The sequence below is a fragment of the Streptomyces sp. ADI95-17 genome (assembly GCF_003846175.1).
In the GTDB taxonomy this organism is placed as follows: Bacteria; Actinomycetota; Actinomycetes; order Streptomycetales; family Streptomycetaceae; genus Streptomyces; species Streptomyces sanglieri.
The window spans coordinates 406,975-424,990 of the sequence record NZ_ML123050.1; the positions used below are offsets into that span (position 1 = coordinate 406,975).

Here is an 18,016-nt window from a genome sequence, read left to right on the forward strand (position 1 = left end):
TTCTGTTCTGTGTTCACTTCTTGTGCTGTGTTCACTTCTTGTCGAGCACGTCGACGTACGCGTCGATCGCCTGCTCACAGGAGCGCGGACCGCCCGCGCCCCACACCCGCGCCGGGAACGCGTGCGCGCGGCCTTCCTTCACGGCCGGGAGCGACTTCCAGATCGGGTTCTTCTCCAGCGCCGCGACGTATCCTCCCGCTCCTTCGTCGTTGGCGTAGAAGAGGTTGGCCTTCCCTACGGCGGTGAGTCCCTCGGCATCGGTCTGCGCGAGGCCGTAGGAGGGATCGACGCCACCGTTCCCGTGGGCCTTGTCGACGTCGTCGGTCCATGCGGGGGTCATGCCGAGCTCTTCGCCTATCGCGGTGAACAAGGCGCCCTTGCCGTAGGGGCGGACGGTGAGGTTGCCGCCCTGGAGCCATCCGTCGAAGAACAGGAAGTCCTTCGTCGGCAGACCGGCGGCGGTCACCTGTTTCTTGGCCGTGGCGAGGTGCTCGTCGAACTCCTTGAGCACCTGGTCGGCCCGTTCGGTGCGCCCCGTCGCCTTGCCGATCATGCTGAACACGTTCTGCATGTTCTTGATCGGGTCGGCCGGATCCGCCCCCAGCGTGGCCAGCACCGGCACGCCCCGCTTCTCCAGCTTCTTGATGATCTCGTCGTCCGCCTTGAACGCCTCCACAACCACAAGGTCTGGCTATCGAGGCCGCACACCCCCGCTGCCCGGACGAAGGGCCGGACTGCCGCCGCGACAGGTGTGAGGGACGACCACTCACGACGGCAGCGTTGATCTCATGCGGACCGTCAGCCCTGAGTGGCACCAGGGTCCTGCCCGGCGAAGCGACGCCGTGCGGCCTCGATCTCGTCCAGGTAGCGACGGGTCCAGGCGCACATCCCGTTGACCGTTTCCCGCAGCGCCTCGCCCGCCTCGGTGAGGCGGTACTCCACGCGGGGCGGCACCGTGGCGTACACGGTTCTGTGCACCACCCCGTCCCGTTCCAGCCCGCGCAGTGTCTGCGTGAGCATCTTGTGGCTGATGCCCTCCACCTCGGTCCGCAGTTCGGTGAACCGCAGCGTCCGCGTCCCCAGGACGTTGATGATCAGCAGGGCCCATTTGTTGGCCACCCCCGAGAAGATCTCGCGTGCCAGGGAATCGGCACGCATCACGTTCGCGTCCTCGGACGCACGCCCGATCTGCTCGGTTTCCATCAGGTGCCTCTCTCACTGAAAAGTGCGTTCTTCCACGTCAGAGCCTACTCACCTACGGTTTTCGAGTAACCGGAAGAGACTATTGGGGGCGCAATCATGACCATCCTCAAGACCTACGCACGTCTGTGGGCCGACGACCTCGACCGTGCGCTGCCACTGCTGGAGCAGCTCACCGGCGAGCAGCCCCACCTGCGGGTGACGTTCCACGCGGTCGGGCTCGGCGCGATCGGCGACTTCCTCGTCATCGCCGGGCCGGCCGAGGAACGCGCGAAGTACAGTCATGCCTCCGCCACCGTCGTCGTCGATGATCTCGACGCACTCCAGGCGACTCTGGAGTCCGCCGACGCCACCATCAATACTCCCGCGACCGACGGGCCGACGGGGCGGTTCCTCTACGCCCGCCACGCGGACGGAGCGGGTGTCGAGTATGTCGAATGGAACGCGGAACTGGTCCGCAGGCTCATCCACGCATAGAACCACCAAGTTCACTTCGATCAGGTGGAGTTGGCCTTCATGATGGATCCGGCCTCAGACCGGCCGTGCGTCCGTTTCGGTCGCGCCGGTTGCCACTCAACGGTACGGCTGTTGCCACGCGCCGGTCCGGACGGACGGTCCGGCTGTCAATCGGCAAGAGCCGCGTCGACGAGCGCCTTGATGTACGGGAGGTCATTGCCGGCCCCCGTCGGGTTCAGCGAGTACACCATCCGGTGTCCGAGGTCGTGGGTGGCGAAGAACCCGTTGTCCCAGCCGGGCCGGGAACCTGTCTTGCCCCATACGTACTCGCCACTCGAGAGCCGGTAGCGCATGAGCCCGCCGATGCTGTAGCAGGCCGTCCGACCGAAGCAGTTCGTATTGGTGGCAGCGCTCTTCACCCTCGGCACGGCGAACACCAACCTCTGCTGGGCGGGCGGGAGCAGGCGGCCCCGGAACAGCGCGGTGATGAAGCGGTCCTGGTCGGCTGCGGTGGAGATCATGCCGCCCTCCGCCCACGGGTACGGACTCTGCTCGGTCACGTCCTGCCCGTCCACGTATACCTGTGCGTGGGGCGAGGGGATCGTCGGGTCGTCGGGGGCGGGCAGGCTGGTGTGGCGCAGGCGCAGCGGCCGGATGATCCTGCGCTCCAGTTCGTCGGCGAAGGAGTGGCCGGTGACCTTCTCGACGATCAGGCCGAGAACGAACGAATTGAGCCCGTTGTACTGCTGCACGGATCCCGGTGCGGGCGGCGCGTCGGTGGCTTCGGCGAACGAGTCACGCAGGAAGTCTTCGGGCGTCACGGACTTGAGCTGCCATCCGGGGCCGTCGGCCGGGCCGGGGGTCGGGGCAGGCTTGGGCAGACCGCTGGTGTGGTCGAGGAGCTGGCGCACGGTGACGCGGTGGTACGCCTTGGGCAGCACCTCGGGGAGGTACCGTCGCGCCGGTGCGTCGAGGCCGATCCGGTGTTCGGCGACGAGTTGAAGCACCACCGTACTGGTGAACGCTTTGGTGACACTGCCGATCCGGAAATGCGCGTCGGCGCTGACCGGTCCGGCAGTGGCGCCCACGCCGTCCTGCCTGATCAGCGCGCCCGCAACGATGTCGTCGGGCAAGTGGTCGAGGATGTCCTGGACGGTGGGGTTCGCGGACGCCGGAGTGCTGGAAGCAGACGCGGCGGCGACCGAGGGCAGCACCGCGCCCGCCGTGAGTGCGGTGGCCAGGGTGAGGGTGGTGACGGCGAGACGGATACGCATCGAGGTTCCTCCGGAGCGGCACTGGTGCTTGGCTACGTCGCCGACTCTGCTGCGTGCAGCGGTCCTTGCCCATCAGTGATCACCCTGATCACAACCCTGAACGGCCCCCGACGGACGCGACCCGGGTGCTGCCACCGCAGCACGCCAGGCAGGCCGGATCACGGGTGCAGCAGCCTCGGAAGCAAGTGCCCCCGTGAGTGCGGCTGGTGAGGCGGGGCAGTGGGCCCCCGGCTGCACCGATACGGTAACCGCGTGGATATGAACGAACGACTGCTTCACGCCTCGTCGTTCGGCGCGGCGGCGATCGCGTACGACGAGCAACGTCCGGATTACGCCCAGGCCGCGGTGCGTTGGGCGCTCAGGCCCGCGCCCGGCCCGCGCGTGCTCGACCTCGATCGATGACACACCGCCTGTCGTCCCGCACAGCCGGCGGATCGGTCAAGCACGTCCCAGGTTCGTGAGACACGGCCGGTCCTGGGCTGCTGCATCCAGAGCATCGGCCCGTCGTTCGAGATCGGCGGCGATGTCGTCCCAGTCGGGCCCGTGAAGGTAGAGGCTGCCCGCTGCCTCTCGCATCAGTGCCGGGTCATCGGGCCTCTGCAGGAGAGCGAGCCGATACGCGAGGTTACGGATCCGCACCGGCAGGTAGCCGTCGACCAGGTCAGGGCACAGTTCCCGCAGCATTGCCAGGATCGCGTCGGTGTCGGCGAACGTCAGCTCCTCGATGAAGCAGGCCTCGTCGTGCTGACGGTCGCACGGTGGCGTGGGGCGGTACTCGTCACCGAACAGGCATCGAGCGTGGTCCGTCAGGGTGGCGTGCATGGATCCGAGCGTACGACGCGCTGACTTGCCGGCCTCGGCCCGGGGCGAGGCCCACGGACTGGTTGGGGACAGGCCGTCCCCTCGCCGAGGTCACCGCCCGTCGCGGTCCTGGGGCGTCCGGTCGGGCGTCACGCGCAGGTGCGCACGCGTTCCCTGTGGTCCGAAGAGGACCAGGGCTTCGACCGTGCCGCCATCGGCACTGCCCAGCCAGTGCGGGAGGGTCGTGTCGAACTCGGCGACCTCACCGGGTGTCAGGGTCAGTTCGCGCTCACCGAGCAGCAGCCGCAGGTGGCCGTCGAGTATGTACAGCCACTCGAATCCTTCGTGGGTCTGCGGCGTCGGTTCGCGGCGGTACGGCGAGGCAGGAATGATCATTTTGAACGCCTGCATGCCACCGGGCCGCCGTGACAGCGGGACGAAGACCATCCCGAATCGTCGGATCGGCTTCAGGTGGATGCGGGGATCACCGGTGCGCGGCGCACCGACGAGGTCGTCGAGGGGCACGCCGTAGAGCCGGGCCAGCGGGAGCAGCAGGTCCAGAGCCGGCCGGCGCTGTCCGCTCTCCAGCCGGGACAGTGTGCTTTCCGACACCGCGGTCACCTCGGCGAGATCGGCGAGGGTCATGCCGCGTTCGCGGCGCAACGCGCGCAGCCGGGCTCCGACGGCGTCGAGTACGTCTTCCGGTTCACGTTCCATCGCACCATCTTGCCGAAACCGCAAGGTTGCGTGCCGGCCCGGGGATGCCAGGCAAGACTGATGTGCGTTCGTTCCCGGCAGAAGGAGTCCTGATGAGCACCACCGACGTGGTCGAGTTCTGGAACGGCGTCCACGCGTCCCGACCGGCGGCCGATCCTCGGCCCAACGTATGCCTCACCGAGAGGGTCATCGGCCTGCCGCCCGGTGATGTGCTGGATCTGGGGTGCGGCGGCGGCGGTGATGCGTTGTGGCTCGCCCGCCTGGGATGGCATGTCACCGCTGTCGATGTCTCCTCCGTGGCGGTCGAGCGGCTCCGCGGGGTCGCCCTCGCGCACGGCCTGTCCGACCGGATCTCGGCGCAGCAGCACGACTTGCGCCGGTCATTCCCCGACGGCACGTTCGATCTCGTCTGCGCCCACTACCTCCACACCCCCCTCGACCTGGACAGGGCGGTCGTATTGCGCGCGGCAACGCACGCGTTGCGCCCGGGCGGCCGGCTGCTGGTCGTGGACCATGGATCGACAGCCCCGTGGTCGTGGGCCCAGGACCCGGATGTCCGGTACCCGGCCCCGCAGGAGGTCGCTGCGGACCTGGCCCTGGCCCCGGAGACCTGGGCGGTCGAGACGGCCGACGCGCCGGCACGGACCGCGACCGGTCCGGACGGCCGCACGGCCGAGGTCACCGACCATGTCCTGATCATCCGCCGCGCCGTCTGAACAGGGTGCGGTCCTGGAAAGGCAGAACTCATGACCACCTCATCCCGGCGCACCGGCCGCATCGACACACCTCCGCCCCGTACCGGCAACACCGAGACCGAGGTTCTGCGCGGGTTCCTCGACTACCTGCGGGACTCGATGGCCGCGAAGGTCGAAGGTGCCCCCGAGCCCCAGGTCCGAACGGCCGCGGTGCCGTCGGGCACGAACCTTCTCGGCCTGCTCAACCACCTCACGCACGTCGAACGAGCGACGTTCCTCGGAGCCCGGATCACCGACTGGCCGGCCACCTTCCACGCCTCCCCTTCGGACACCGCGGCGGACGTCGTCACCCGCTACCGGGAATCGGTCACCGCGGCAAACGCGGTGCTCGAAAGGTGCGTCGACCCCGCCGCGCCGCTCCCCCGCTCCCGGCCGGGCAAGCCCGCACCCACTGTCCGCTGGGCACTCGCCCACATGATCGAGGAGACCGGCCGTCACGCCGGCCACGCCGACATCCTCCGCGAACTGATCGACGGCTCGACCGGCCGCTGACTCACTCGTGTGCGACATTCCGGCGCTGAGCAGCGCGCGTCACGGCAGGCCGGTCGAGCGGCCCCAGGACAACGGCAGCCGCTTCAGCGGATCGAGCCCGAGCATTCAGCCTTTGACCAGGCAGAACGGATGCCCGGCCGGATCTGTGAAGACTCGCGCCCTGGCCTCGTCATGAGGCTGGAACTCCGGCTTGCCCGCACCCAGTTCCAGCAACCGGGCCTCGGCCTCGTCCAGGTCGCTCCCGACGCTGAAGCAGATGTGGAGCTGCTGGGGAACGGTCTGGCCGGGCCAGCTCGGAGCTCGGTAGCCGTCCACCTTCTGAAAACCGAGGAGAAGTCCGTCCTCACGGTTGAGGCCGGCGAAATCGGCGTCCGACTCAGGATGAAGTTCAAGGCCGGTGACCTGCTGATAGAACGCCGCCAGTGCTGGCGGATCAGGGCAATCCAGCGTTATCGCATCCAACTTCATCCGCAGAGGCATGGCTTCTCCTGACCGATCGGTTGATCCATCGAAGCACACCCTGGAGGCGCTCTCCCGCCGGCCGCCCGGCACCGTCCGCAGGAGCAGCGGTTCCGGGCGGCCTGCCGGGGCTCAGTCGGCGGCGGGGCGGCTGGCCAGGTACTCGGTCAGGCTCTCGCCGGTGAGGGGGTAGTAGTCGGAGAGCCGTGCGCCCTCGTCGAGGCGGCGGCGGGCGAACTCCTCCCGGTCCTGGTGCAGCAAAGAGTCCTCGGCGAGCGGGATCGCGTTGCGCTGCGGGACGACGACGGCGCCGTCCTCGTCGGCGACGATCAGGTCGCCGGGCGTCACCAGGGAGCCGCCGACGCCGACGGGCACGTTGAACGCGGACGGGAACAGCTCGGTCTGCGAGGCGTAGTGCGGGGTGACTCCGGTGCACCAGACGGGTACACCGAGGGCGCGTACCCGGGCCGCGTCCCGCACCCGTCCGTCCACCACGATCCCGGCGCCGCCGCGCAGCTTGAAGTAGCGCACGAGCATGTCGCCGAGGCAGCCGGTGAAGTGACTGCCTCGGGCCGACACCACGAGCACGTCGCCGGGCTGGATGGATTCGAGGACGCCCCACAGCGGGGTCTTGCGTTCGATGTCCTCCTGCTCCGCGCCGTTGAAGATGTCCTCGCGCTGCGGCAGGAACTCCAGCGTCACGGCACCGCCGGTGATCTTGACGTCCGGTTCTCGGTGCAGGGGCACCGGGCCGTCGATGAACGTCCGGGTGATGCCCATCTGATGCAGCTTCGCGCAGGCCGTCGCCGCGCTCACGTCCTTGAGGGCTTCCACCATCCGTGAGGTGGGCCGTGCGTAGGCCGAGGTGTGGACCGGCGCTCGCATCGACTCATAAGTACGGGTCTCCTCCGTCTCGTTGATGCGGGTCGCCCCGGTCGACGGTGCTTCCTGATCCCCAATCGGGTGCATGCACTTGCCTCTCCGCGCGCTCACAGCACGCAACGCCAGTGACATCATCGCCTATCGATGGTAGATAACAGCCAATCGATTAGTGATGTCAATGCGTCAGGAGCCGTCCGTGACCGATGCTTCCGCCGATCCCGCAGATTCCACTGTCCGCACCGGGTGGTTCGAGGCGTCACGCTTCGGGCTCTTCGTCCACTTCGGCCTGTACAGCCTGGCGGCGCGGCACGAGTGGGTGCGCAGCCGGGAGTCCATGTCGCAGCAGGAGTACGACCGTTACCTGCACCGGTTCGATCCCGACCTCTTCGACGCCCGTCAACTGGCGCGTACCGCCCGGGAGTCCGGGATGCGGTACGCGGTGCTGACCGCCAAACACCACGACGGTTTCTGCCTGTTCGGGTCGGCGCTGTCCGAATACACCTCGATGCACGCGACCGGCCGCGACCTGGTGCGTGAGTTCGTCGACGCGATGCGCGCCGAGGGTCTGCGGGTCGGCCTGTACTACTCGCTGCTCGACTGGCACCACCCCGGCTTCACGGTCGACGAGCACCATCCGCTGCGGGACACCGAGGCCCGGCGGGAGCCCCGCGACATGGCGCGCTACCGGGAGTACATGAAGGGGCAGATACGCGAACTCCTCACCGAATACGGCCGGATCGACCTGCTCTTCTTCGACTTCACCTACCCGGAGAAGGGACCGGAGGAGTGGGGCTCGCGGCAACTTCTCGACCTCGTGCGCGAGTTGCAGCCGGGCATTCTGGTCAATGACAGGCTCGGAATTCCGGGCGACTATGTGACGCCCGAGCAGTACCAGCCCGACCGGCCGCTGGAGCGGGGCGGCGAGCGGGTGATGTGGGAGGCGTGCCACACCCTCAACGGCTCGTGGGGGTACGACCGCGACAACCACGACTACAAGGACCCTGCGCTGCTGGTCCGCATGCTGGTGGAGTCCGTCGCCTGCGGCGGAAACCTCATCCTGAACGTCGGACCCACCGGTCGCGGCGCCCTGGACCCCCGGGCCCGGGCCACGCTCCGCGCCATCGGCGAGTGGACCGAGCTGCACGCCCGGTCCGTGCACGGTGCGGGGCCGAGCGCCTTCGAGACCCCCGCCAACGCCCTGTACACACAGTCGGGCACCCGTCTGTATCTGCATCTGCCGGCCTGGCCCCTGAAACACCTCCATCTGCCGGGACTGGCCGGGCGTGTGCGGTACGCCCAGCTCCTGCACGACGGCTCGGAGATCCGCTTCCACGAGATGGACGGCGCACGGCACGAGCACAACAACCTCGCGCCGCCGAGCCAGCCGGCGGGCACTCTCACCCTGACCCTCCCCGTCGCCCGGCCCGACGTGCTGCTCCCGGTGATCGAGCTGGTGCTGGACGGGGAGGAGTGATCCCGGTGGTGAAACCGTTGGGCGAGCGCCTTTCAACGGTGCTGGGCCCGGACGGAGGCCCGGTGCTGCAGCGGTTGCTCGTCGATCCGGCCGGGCGGGTGGGGGTGCCCGATGTCACCTGCCGTGCCGTGTGGGATGAGGTCCCGGGGGCGGTTCGGGAGCGCGTACTGGAGGACGCTGCCCGGGAGTTGACCCGGCCGGAGCCCCGGCTGACGGCCGGGGCGTGGGCCCGCGCCTTCCGGGACGGTGACCGCAGCGCATACGAGGACGCGGCCTGGGGACTCCAGGAGCGGGTGTCACTGCTGACTCTGGCGGCCGTCCTCACCGGCGAGTCGGCCGATGCGAGGGAGGCCCCCGGGACCTGCCCCCATCTGGACGCCGCGATCGACGGGCTCGTTTCCTTCGCCGAGGCCGGCACCTGGTGCTGGGCACCGCACGAGCGCTTCGCGGCGGAGCGCGGCGACCTTGTGCCCGATCCGGACCAGCCGTATCTCGACCTGGGCGCCGCCGAGGTCGCCTCGCTGTTCGCCTGGGCGGACCACGCCCTCGGGCCGCGTCTCGACCGCCGGATGCCGGGGCTTCGGCGCCGGCTGCGCCGCGAGGTGGAGCGGCGGGTGCTGCTGCCCTTCGAACGCCGCCGGGACTGGCGCTGGATCGGGGCGGACGGCGGCGCCAACAACTGGAACCCGTGGATCCACGGTGCCGTGCTCGCCGCCGCGCTGCTGCTCTGCACGGACGATGCCCGACGCGCCCGCCTCGTACGGCTGGTCGTCCAGGGCCTCGACCACTATGTGGCCACGCTTCCCGACGACGGCGGGATCGACGAGGGCATCGCCTACTGGTGGGTGGGGGCCTGCCGGCTGCTGGAGATCCTCGATCTGCTCGCCGGGGTCGGCGGCTCCGCACTCGACGCCCGTCAAATCCCGCTTCTCGAAGAGTTGTTGAGGTATCCGCAGCGGATGCATTTCGGTGCCGACTGGTACGTGAACGTGGGCGACGCGCCCGCCCGGCTGACCGCCGACCAGCCCTGGCAGGTCCCGTTCCGCTGGGGCAGGCGACTCGGGCAGCCGGAAACGGTGGCGCATGCCCTGGCCGGAGCTCGGCAGCAGCACAGCGCCGTGGCCCCGCGTGCCGGGCTCGGGCGTGCGCTGGCCGCGCTGTCGGACGAAGACTGGTGCGAGGCCCTCACGGCCGGCGAACCGGACGCCTCCGCACCCTGGCTGGCCCACGAGACTTGGCTGCCACGCCTGCAGATCCTGGTGGCCCGCGAGACGGCGGGCAGCGCCGACGGCCTCGCCGTCGCGGTGAAGGCGGGTCACAACGGCGAACACCACAACCACCTCGACGTCGGCTCGTACTGGGTGGCGGCCGGCGGCCGTCCCCTGCTGGTGGATGTCGGCCGGCCGACCTACACGGCACAGACCTTCGGCCCTGACCGCTACGCCGCCTGGCCGTTCCAGAGCGGCTGGCACAACGTGCCCGAGCCCGGCGTCGCACAGCAGCCCGGGCCCGAGCACCGGGCCCGGGACGTACGCGCCGAACTCGGCCGCGGCGTCAGCGGGATGACCGCGGACCTCGGCGGTGCCTATCCCCGCGGAAGCCTCACCGGATGGGACCGAGTGGTACGCCTGGTCCGGTCCGACGGGACCACTCCCCCGCATGTGAGCGTCGAGGACCGGTGGAAAGGGTGCGGGGAGAGCGTGGCCCTGCATCATGTGCTGGCCGGGCTCGTCGAGCTCGGCCAGGGCCGGGCCACGGTCACCGCCCCTGACGGCAGCGGGCTGGTGATGTACTGGAATCCTCGGGACGCCGCCGCCTCCGTCGTACGCAAGGAACTGGACGACCCACTGCTGACCGCGAGTTGGGGAGTCCACCTCACCCGGATCACGCTCACGGTCCGCTCTCCCGGTGCCCAAGGCCGCTTGACCGTGCGGTGGTTGCTAGTCGACGGGGCCGACGAGACCGGGAAGAACGAACTCAGCGGTTTGGCGCAGCACTCTTGAAGAAGCGGAGTGCCGCCCCTAGCATCAGCAATCGATAGACGATAGTCACGGAGGCGAGGGCTTCTCCCCGCCTCCACCGCATCGCACCACCCCGCCGGGCGGCCCGCACCGATGACCGCCCGCGACCCACTCCCGCTACTGCTCCACCGGGAACTCTGCGGCTGAACACCAGCTATCGATTATTCACGACTACGCAACGGAGCGTGTCCCGATGAAAACAATGTGGCGTCGAACCTGCGGACTCGCCCTGGCTCCCCTGGTGATGGCATCGGCCGTCGCCTGTGGCAATGGGTCCGACCAGGCCTCGGAGGGCACGACCCTCCGCGTCATCGTGAACATCACGCCGAACCTGACGGAGAAGTACTGGAACGATCTCTTCGACACCTACGAGAAGTCCCACCCCGGCGTCACGGTCAAGCTCGAACTGACCGGCACCATCTCGGCGGACGCGAAGCTGAGGCAGGACCTGGCCGCGGGCGACCCGCCGGACGTCGCCCAGCAGATCACGCCGACGGCCGACACCGCGTCGCTCTTCGCCGACCTGTCGGACCAGCCCTGGACCGCCAAGACTCCGCTGGCCGACCAGTACGCCATCGACGGCAAGCACTACGTCGTCGGCGTGGGTGAACAGATCCAGTCGCTCGTCTTCTACAACAAGGCCGTATTCGAGAAGGCCGGTATCGACGCCACGAGCATCCGGACCATGGATCAGTTCACCGCCGCCATGGGCAGCTTGAAGGGTGCCGGATTCAAGCCGCTGCAGACGGCCGGCCAGTGGGTCACCGGCTCCCAGTTCTCGATGATGGCCGACGCGGGTGTGCTCACCGCCGACCCCGAGTGGACGGCCAAGCGCAACGACGGCAAGACCTCCTTCGCCAAGAGCGACTACCTGCCCTACCTGGAGCACTACAAGAGCTGGATCGACAAGGGCTATCTGGAGAAGAGCGCGCTCGGCCTCACCTACGCGGACGGGCAGACGGCCTTCCTGAACGGCAAGTCCGCGATGTACATCATGGGTTCGTTCTTCGTGCCGGCCGCAGACGCCGCGAGGAAGAGCGACGAGATCGGCGTGTTCACCATGCCGACCGACGGGACCTACCCGTCCGGACAGTTCGGCAACATCTCCAATCCGTACGTCGTGGTGAACAAGTCGCGCCACAGGGCCGAGGCGATCGAGTTCGTGAAGTGGGCGACCACCGACCCGAAGGCCATCAAGAGCCAGCTCGCCTCCGACGCCAATCTCCGCGAGGGCTTCACGTACCCGATGTCCAGCCTCGGTACGTCCGTGCAGAAGGTTCTGGACAAGGCCCCGTCGGTGATCGTGAAGTCCGGGAAGAGCCAGCCGATCGCCGGGTTCAGCGATGAGCTCAACAAGCAGATCCAGTCCCTGTACACGGGCTCGTCCCCCGCGGACGCGGCCGACGGATTGGACAAGTGGTGGAACTCGCAGAGCTGAACGCAGGACTGAAGCAGCGCCGCCGGGCGAGGCTGCGGGACTCGGCGGTCTCCCTCGGGATGATGGGCCCGGCCGTCCTGCTCTACACACTGATGACCGTGGTGCCGGTGGGTGTCGCGATCTATCTCAGCCTGACCGACTGGGACGGCTTCTCCACCGCCTCGTTCACCGGGCTCGACAACTACAAGCACCTGTTCGACGACCCGAGTTCTTCGGACGCCTGGTACGTGACGGGTCTGATCGCCGTTGTCGGAACGGTCCTCATGGTGGGACTGGGGCTCGTGTACGCGCTGGCCCTCAAGGGCCGTTCCCGCACCAACTCCTTCTTCCGGGCCGTCGCCTACTTCCCGCACGTCATCAGCGCGCTGATCCTCGGCTATCTGTGGGCGGCGATCCTCGGCACCAACGGCGCCATCAACAACACCCTCGCCAAGTTCGGCATCGAACCGCTCGGCTTCCTCTTCGACGAGAGATTCGCGCTGGTCTCGCTGATCGCGGTGATCGTGTGGGCCGGGTTCGGCTTCAACGTCGTCCTGTTCGTGGCCGCCCTGCAGACGGTGCCCGCCGAGCTGCTGGAGGCCGCCGCGATCGACGGCGCCTCCAAGCGGCAGATCAATCTCCGGATCGTGATCCCCATGATCGCTCCCGTGGTCACCGTGGCGACGGTGCTGAACCTGGTGGGGCTGATCCGGGCGTACGACATCGTGGTCAGTCTCACCGGTGGCGGGCCGGCCGGGTCGACCCAGACGTTCACGTACCTCATTCTCGCCCGGTCCTTCGAGGGCACCAAGGTCGGGTACGCGACCGCGCAGGCAGTTTTCCTGATGGTGGTGTCCGCCGTGCTCGCCCTCCTCGTGACGGCGCTGCGCAACCGTCAAGACCAAGCTGCGACAGGTTAGTTAGGAGCCGGTGGTGGTCGTACTAGAGGCAGAGGTCCGCGACAGGCCGAAGGCCGCGCCGACCGAGGGCGGTGCAGCGTCGCGGCGTTCGGAACACAAGGAGCCGCGCTCACCCGTGCGGTGGGCTCTTCTCGGCGTGCTGTTCGTCGTCATGATCGTCCCGATCTACCTGCTCGTGGTGAACGCCTTCAAGTCGCAGCAGGACATCCTCGACAACCCGTTCTCGGTCCCCCTGAGCGGGCTGACCTTCGAGCACATGTCGGCCGCGGTCAACAGCCCACAGTTCAACGTCATCGGTGGTTACGGCTTCACGCTGTTCCTCGTGGTGGTCGTGGACGTGCTGTGCATCCTGCTCGCGGGCCCGGCCGCGTACGCGATCGCGCGCAGCCTCAAGCGGCGTACACAGCTGGTGCTGCTGTACTTCCTGGCCGGCACGTTCATCCCGGGCGCCGCCGTGATCATCCCGGTGATCTACGTGCTGCGCGAGGTGGGCCTGGCCAATACCGTCACCGGCCTGGTCGCACACGACGTGGCGTCCACACTGCCGGTGAGCATCTTCCTGTTCGTCGGCTTCATCCGCACCATTCCGGTGGACATCGATCACGCGGCGACGATCGACGGCGCGGGCCGGTACCGCACGTTCTGGTCCATCGTCTTCCCGCTGATGCGCCCCGCGGTCGTCACGGTGCTGATCCTCAACTCGATCGGTATCTGGAACGACTTCGTCTCGCCGCAGATCCTGCTCAGCCCGTCCTCCGGGCACTACACGGTCACGACGGCGATCTACGCCGGCATCAGCCAGTACTCGACCGACCTGACGAAGGTGTTCCCGAACCTTCTGCTCGCCGTCGCGCCCGTCGTCATCTTCTTCATCTACATGCAGCGCCACATCATCAGCGGTCTCACCGTCGGCGCGGTGAAGGGATGAGCAGCCGGAGCACAGGTCGTGGTGGGAGGGACGGTCCCGAAGTTTCCCGTCCGAGAGAGAGCCGGGACAAGAGAGAGGATCACGCAGTGCTGAGTAGATGGATGCCACGGTCCCGCAGGGGACCGTGGTCCGCAGCCGCCCTGCTCGCCGTCCTGACCGTGGTGGTGGCGGGTCAGCCCGCCACCGCCCATCCGGTCAAGTTCCGGACGGGAAAGACGTATTACGTCTCGCCGTCCGGCCAGGACACCGCCGGCGGCAAGAGCCCCAAGGCGCCGTTCCGGCACATCCAGAAGTGCGCGGACGTGATGGTGCCGGGTGATACGTGCCTGGTCCTGTCCGGCACGTACGAGGAGACCGTGGTGCCGGCCCGCTCCGGCACCGCCGAACTGCCGATCACGTACCGCGCCGCTCCGGGGGCGAAGGTCACGGTGAGCGGTGCCTCCCGGATCGGCGGCTTCGATCCGGTCACCGCCGCCGATGTCACCCAGATCGCCAAGTCCGACCCGTTCGCCGCGAAGTCGCAGTTCAGCGACGCGGTGGCGGCCGGGCACATCTACAGCACCAGCGTCGACCTCGGCGCGGACGTGACCACGGTGCAGGTGTTCACCGACAAGAAGATGGACATCGAGGCCCAGTGGCCGTACCCCGGCCTCGACCTGCTCGATCCCACGCTCCAGTACGCCGGTGAGGGCAGCGCGGACGCCACCATCGCCGACGCGGACCTGACCCGCCCGGCGGGGTACTGGGACGGTGCGAGGGCCCTCACCGGCTACTGGTACGTCTCGGCCACCACCACGGTGAAGAGCGCCGCGGCCGGCTCGGTGACACTGGACGCGGCGCCGCCCTGCGTGCACAAGGTCGTGCCCAAGGAGACCCGGTACGCGCTCTCCGGGAAGATCGGTGAACTCGGGCATCCCGGCGAGTGGTTCTACGACCCGACCGCGAAGCGCCTGTACGTGTACGGCACCGACGACCCGGACGCCCACACCGTCGAGGCCAAGCGGCGCACCCTGGGCTTCGACCTGGCGAACGCCAGTCACACGACGATCGCGGGCATCGGCCTGTTCGCCACCACGATCAGGACGGGCCCCTCCAGCACCGGCGTCACTCTGGACGGCATCAACGGCCGGTATCTGTCGCACTACACGGACATCACCCGGGGTGCGACGGACTGCGGCAGCACGGTGACACGGGGCGTCGGTGACACCGGCATCATCCTCGACGGCACCTACAACAGAATCGTGAACAGTGATCTGGCGCTGAGCGCCGGGAACGGCATCGCTCTCCGTGGGCAGAACAACACCGCCACGGACAACGTGATCCATGACGTCGACTACATGGGCACCTACGCGGCGGGCATCGCCGTACAGGGCAACAGCCAGACGGTCACGCACAACACGATCTCCCGCGTCGGCCGCAGCGGGATCAACCTCCAGTGGAACGAGGTGAGCGGACTCGCCCCGGGCAAGGACCTGATCGCGTACAACGACATCTCCGGGTACGCCCGGCTGAGCCTGGACGTCGCCGCGATCTACACCTGTTGCAGCGCCTGGATGATGGGCACGTCCATCGACCACAACGTACTGCACGACCCGGCACCGGCCACGACCTCCACCACGTTCGGGATCTCCGGAATCTATGCGGACAACGGCCAGAGCGATCTGGTGATCGCGAACAACGTGGGCTGGGGCAACCGGGAGGGCACGGTGATGCTCAACGGTCTGGGCACCGGGTCTCACGACAACAGCGTCTACAACAACACCGGGGGAATGACGCTGTTCTATGTGAAGGAGACGGGGCAGTCGACCGGCACCAAGATCTACAACAACATCGGCACGATCCGGGGCCTGGACGGCGCCACCGACGGTGGGCTCGTGCTCTCCAACAACCTTCCCACGGGCGTCGATCCGCTGTTCGTCGACGCGTCGAACCACGACTACCGGCTGACCGCGCAGTCGCCCGCACGCAATCAGGCGATTCCGCTGCCGGGGATCAATGACGGTTCCACGGATGCGACTCCGAGTCTGGGCGCCTACCAGTACGGGGCACCCGCATGGACCGCCGGGGCCCGTCGGTAGCCGACCCGCAACACGGCTGTGGGCCCGGTCCGGGATTCCGGACCGGGCCCACAGCCGCTCGATCAGTTCGCCTTCGGCTTCGCCGCCGGTTTCACGGCCGGACTCTTCCTGGCCGCAGTCTTTCCGGCAGTCGTCCGGTCGGCGGCGGTCCCCTTCGTCGCCGTGGCCTTCCTGCGCGGCTTCTTGGCCTCCCGGGCGTCCGGAACAGGTCCGCGCCCGGCAGCGTGGTCGGCGAAGGCAGCGGCCGCCTTGTCGGGCTCCCCGGACCGCAGCAGGCCGACGAGCCGGCCGTGTTCGTCGGCCATCGCGCACCAGTCGCCCTCGAAGAGCGGGTCGGAGATGGCCCGCAGGGTGCGCAGGCTCGGCTCGATGACCTCCCACATCCGGGCCAGGAACGGATTGCCCGCGTACTGGCTGACCAGGGTGTGGAACTCTATGTCGGCGTCGCGGAAACCGCTGACGTCGTTCGCGGCGACCGCTTCGTGCATCCGCTCGACCAGTGCGTCGAGCTCGGTGAGCTGTTCCTCGGTGATGTGCTCGGTGGCGAGCCGGGCGGCCAGGCTCTCCAGCGGCTCGCGGACCTGACGTGCGTACTCCGCGTCCTGTGAGGAGATCTCGACGACGAAGTGGCCACGTCGCGGGACGTGCGTGAACAGGCCCTCACGGGCGAGCCGCTTGACCGCCTCACGCACGGGGGCCTGGCTCACGCCGAGCCGCCGGGCGATCTCCGATTCGACCACGCGGTCGTTCGGCGCGAGATCGCCCTCGACGACGGCCTGGCGGAGGAGTTCGTACACCTGGTCCGAGATCAGGGTCTTGCGGAACCGGTCCTTGTTGGTGGCCAGCGTGGAGACGAATCCACCCGACGCATTAGATGCCATGAATACCCAATCCTGCACTGGGGCACGTCAGTTGCGACATAGTACGCGCCCGTCTTCTCTCGATGGAGTCACATCGAGGTTTCCAGCTGCCGGTCTTCCGGCCGTTCCCGTTCGACAGCCTCATGGCCGGGTCGAAATGTGCCATCGGGCCTCTCCGCGGAGGTGGGACCGAGTCCCGGCGAGGTGAGGTCGGTCACTGGTCATCGCCTATCGATCATCGAGGGAATCGAAGCAGGGGCGTTCGAGCACTGTCAACCACGCGGACGTCAACCACATGCAGATCAGCCACATGCAGATCGGCCACATGCGCATCAGACATGCGGGCATCCATCAGCCGCACGCGCATCAGCCGTGCAGGCTCAGCCGCCCAGCCCGTACACGCGGACCGCGTTCGTACGCAGTACGCGATCGAGTTGATCGGCCGCCAGATGGGACAGCCCGAGCCGGGACATGGCGAGCGAGTCGGCCCGTGAGCCACGGGGCAGGCAGATCGGCCAGTCGGAGCCGACTAGACAGCGGTCGGGCCCGAGCGTGTCGACGACGTGTCGCACCATGTGTGCGATGCGCTGCGGCGGGAGCCCGTGCTGCTGGGTGAGCAGCCCGGAGATCTTCACCACCACGTTCGGGCTCGCGGCGGCGCGCTCGACATCACGGAACCACTCCCCCGCCTCCGGTGTGCGCGGGTCCGGGGCGTTGCCCAGGTGGTCGACGACGAGGGTCAGCCCGGGATGCCGGGAGCCGACGTCGGCGGCCGCTGTCAACGCCCCCCGATACAGATTGAGTTCCAGCGCGACGCCCGCTTCGGCCAGCACGGGGACGAGCTCGCGGGCCGGCTCGGGAGTACCCGTCCACGAGGAGCCGCCGATCCGCATCCCATTGGGGCGGGAGTCGCCCAGCTCCTGAAGAGTGGCACGGAACGCATCCGGCCCGTCCTCGCCATGGACGTGGAGGTTGGCCACGTACCCGGTGACCAGGTCCGGGCGGCGCCGGCGCAGTTCGCGCAGGGCGAGCGTCTCGCCCGCGTCGCCGCGCGACGCCTCGACCAGTATCGCTCCGGCCAGGCCGAGGCCCTCGCCCGACCGTTCCAGGTCGTCCTCGTCGAAGGCGCGATGGTGCTCGTCGCCCGGTCGGATCCACGGGAATCCCTGGGCCGGATCCCACAGGTGGACATGGCAGTCGATCACGGTGCGCCTCCTCCTCGGGCCTGTCGGGGCCGCCCCGAAGTATTGACACTTCGGCTCCCCTCCCATGAGTCTAACTA

General features: G+C 68.4%; 18 protein-coding genes and 1 pseudogene. 10 read left to right on the forward strand and 9 right to left on the reverse strand.

Annotation, left to right across the window (positions count from 1 at the left end; translation table 11 throughout):
* Positions 1-31: 31 nt before the first annotated feature.
* Both EES42_RS32590 and EES42_RS32595 read right to left on the reverse strand, forming a co-directional pair.
* A pseudogene (locus EES42_RS32590) lies at positions 32-691 on the reverse strand (ABC transporter substrate-binding protein); the annotation flags it as partial.
* Positions 692-798: 107 nt separating this feature from the next.
* Complete coding sequence (locus EES42_RS32595) at positions 799-1,203, reverse strand: winged helix-turn-helix transcriptional regulator (protein ID WP_124721829.1); 405 nt, start codon at positions 1,201-1,203, stop codon at positions 799-801.
* Positions 1,204-1,299: 96 nt separating this feature from the next.
* On the opposite strand from EES42_RS32595, the gene EES42_RS32600 reads away from it, so the two are divergent.
* Positions 1,300-1,677 (forward strand): VOC family protein, encoded by a 378-nt coding sequence (locus EES42_RS32600; RefSeq protein WP_124721830.1) that lies wholly within the window; start codon positions 1,300-1,302, stop codon positions 1,675-1,677.
* Positions 1,678-1,823: 146 nt separating this feature from the next.
* Here the strand turns inward: EES42_RS32600 and EES42_RS32605 are convergent, their stop codons facing one another.
* On the reverse strand, positions 1,824-2,930 hold the full coding sequence (locus tag EES42_RS32605; RefSeq protein ID WP_124721831.1) for a serine hydrolase domain-containing protein: 1,107 nt from the start codon (positions 2,928-2,930) through the stop codon (positions 1,824-1,826).
* A 252-nt stretch (positions 2,931-3,182) separates the two neighbouring features.
* On the opposite strand from EES42_RS32605, the gene EES42_RS32610 reads away from it, so the two are divergent.
* Positions 3,183-3,332: a hypothetical protein gene (locus tag EES42_RS32610; protein ID WP_241196734.1), complete on the forward strand. Its 150-nt coding sequence runs from the start codon at positions 3,183-3,185 to the stop codon at positions 3,330-3,332.
* A gap of 36 nt (positions 3,333-3,368) precedes the next feature.
* Here EES42_RS32610 and EES42_RS32615 read toward each other — a convergent pair whose 3' ends face one another.
* Positions 3,369-3,752 carry a hypothetical protein gene (locus tag EES42_RS32615; protein ID WP_124721832.1) on the reverse strand — a complete coding sequence of 128 codons (384 nt, stop codon included), beginning with the start codon at positions 3,750-3,752 and terminating at the stop codon, positions 3,369-3,371.
* Positions 3,753-3,842: 90 nt separating this feature from the next.
* Complete coding sequence (locus EES42_RS32620) at positions 3,843-4,448, reverse strand: helix-turn-helix domain-containing protein (RefSeq protein ID WP_124721833.1); 606 nt, start codon at positions 4,446-4,448, stop codon at positions 3,843-3,845.
* Between the two features lie 92 nt (positions 4,449-4,540).
* Here EES42_RS32620 and EES42_RS32625 point away from each other — a divergent pair, with 92 nt between their 5' ends.
* Positions 4,541-5,164: a class I SAM-dependent methyltransferase gene (locus EES42_RS32625; RefSeq protein ID WP_124721834.1), complete on the forward strand. Its 624-nt coding sequence runs from the start codon at positions 4,541-4,543 to the stop codon at positions 5,162-5,164.
* Positions 5,165-5,194: 30 nt separating this feature from the next.
* Entirely contained in the window at positions 5,195-5,695 is a 501-nt protein-coding gene (locus EES42_RS32630) for a DinB family protein (RefSeq protein ID WP_124721835.1), read from the forward strand.
* 105 nt (positions 5,696-5,800) lie between these two features.
* On the opposite strand, the gene EES42_RS32635 is transcribed toward EES42_RS32630, so the two are convergent.
* A complete protein-coding gene (locus tag EES42_RS32635) occupies positions 5,801-6,175 on the reverse strand; it encodes a VOC family protein (RefSeq protein ID WP_124721836.1) in 375 nt (124 codons plus the stop codon).
* A 111-nt stretch (positions 6,176-6,286) separates the two neighbouring features.
* Positions 6,287-7,123, reverse strand: a complete 837-nt coding sequence (locus tag EES42_RS32640) for an RraA family protein (protein WP_323138555.1) — start codon at positions 7,121-7,123, stop codon at positions 6,287-6,289.
* Positions 7,124-7,232: 109 nt separating this feature from the next.
* On the opposite strand from EES42_RS32640, the gene EES42_RS32645 reads away from it, so the two are divergent.
* From EES42_RS32645 to EES42_RS32670, 6 genes are all read left to right on the forward strand, one after another.
* On the forward strand, positions 7,233-8,510 hold the full coding sequence (locus tag EES42_RS32645) for an alpha-L-fucosidase (protein WP_323186583.1): 1,278 nt from the start codon (positions 7,233-7,235) through the stop codon (positions 8,508-8,510).
* 5 nt (positions 8,511-8,515) lie between these two features.
* A complete protein-coding gene (locus EES42_RS32650) occupies positions 8,516-10,513 on the forward strand; it encodes a heparinase II/III family protein (RefSeq protein ID WP_241196735.1) in 1,998 nt (665 codons plus the stop codon).
* Positions 10,514-10,844: 331 nt separating this feature from the next.
* Entirely contained in the window at positions 10,845-11,969 is a 1,125-nt protein-coding gene (locus tag EES42_RS32655) for an ABC transporter substrate-binding protein (protein WP_164495414.1), read from the forward strand.
* Complete coding sequence (locus tag EES42_RS32660; protein ID WP_241196736.1) at positions 11,948-12,868, forward strand: carbohydrate ABC transporter permease; 921 nt, start codon at positions 11,948-11,950, stop codon at positions 12,866-12,868. Before EES42_RS32655 ends, EES42_RS32660 begins: the two co-directional genes overlap by 22 nt.
* 115 nt (positions 12,869-12,983) lie before the next feature.
* Positions 12,984-13,796, forward strand: coding sequence for a carbohydrate ABC transporter permease (locus tag EES42_RS32665; protein ID WP_164495415.1), 813 nt, complete (start codon positions 12,984-12,986; stop codon positions 13,794-13,796).
* Positions 13,797-13,897: 101 nt separating this feature from the next.
* A complete protein-coding gene (locus EES42_RS32670) occupies positions 13,898-15,874 on the forward strand; it encodes a right-handed parallel beta-helix repeat-containing protein (RefSeq protein WP_241196737.1) in 1,977 nt (658 codons plus the stop codon).
* A 62-nt stretch (positions 15,875-15,936) separates the two neighbouring features.
* Here the strand turns inward: EES42_RS32670 and EES42_RS32675 are convergent, their stop codons facing one another.
* Complete coding sequence (locus tag EES42_RS32675; RefSeq protein ID WP_241196738.1) at positions 15,937-16,755, reverse strand: GntR family transcriptional regulator; 819 nt, start codon at positions 16,753-16,755, stop codon at positions 15,937-15,939.
* Between the two features lie 359 nt (positions 16,756-17,114).
* The gene (locus EES42_RS32680; protein WP_164495416.1) at positions 17,115-17,939 is read right to left on the reverse strand and encodes an amidohydrolase family protein; all 825 of its coding nucleotides are present in this window, start codon (positions 17,937-17,939) and stop codon (positions 17,115-17,117) included.
* Positions 17,940-18,016: the final 77 nt, after the last annotated feature.

Excerpts from the sequence above, each read along its gene's own strand:
- EES42_RS32615 (WP_124721832.1), bottom strand. The coding sequence starts at position 3,752 with ATGCACGCCACCCTGACGGACCACGCTCGATGCCTGTTCGGTGACGAG.
- EES42_RS32640 (WP_323138555.1), bottom strand. The coding sequence starts at position 7,123 with ATGCACCCGATTGGGGATCAGGAAGCACCGTCGACCGGGGCGACCCGC.
- EES42_RS32605 (WP_124721831.1), bottom strand. The coding sequence starts at position 2,930 with ATGCGTATCCGTCTCGCCGTCACCACCCTCACCCTGGCCACCGCACTC.
- EES42_RS32630 (WP_124721835.1), top strand. The coding sequence starts at position 5,195 with ATGACCACCTCATCCCGGCGCACCGGCCGCATCGACACACCTCCGCCC.
- EES42_RS32675 (WP_241196738.1), bottom strand. The coding sequence starts at position 16,755 with ATGGCATCTAATGCGTCGGGTGGATTCGTCTCCACGCTGGCCACCAAC.
- EES42_RS32600 (WP_124721830.1), top strand. The coding sequence starts at position 1,300 with ATGACCATCCTCAAGACCTACGCACGTCTGTGGGCCGACGACCTCGAC.
- EES42_RS32595 (WP_124721829.1), bottom strand. The coding sequence starts at position 1,203 with ATGGAAACCGAGCAGATCGGGCGTGCGTCCGAGGACGCGAACGTGATG.
- EES42_RS32670 (WP_241196737.1), top strand. The coding sequence starts at position 13,898 with ATGCCACGGTCCCGCAGGGGACCGTGGTCCGCAGCCGCCCTGCTCGCC.
- EES42_RS32625 (WP_124721834.1), top strand. The coding sequence starts at position 4,541 with ATGAGCACCACCGACGTGGTCGAGTTCTGGAACGGCGTCCACGCGTCC.
- EES42_RS32635 (WP_124721836.1), bottom strand. The coding sequence starts at position 6,175 with ATGCCTCTGCGGATGAAGTTGGATGCGATAACGCTGGATTGCCCTGAT.
- EES42_RS32620 (WP_124721833.1), bottom strand. The coding sequence starts at position 4,448 with ATGGAACGTGAACCGGAAGACGTACTCGACGCCGTCGGAGCCCGGCTG.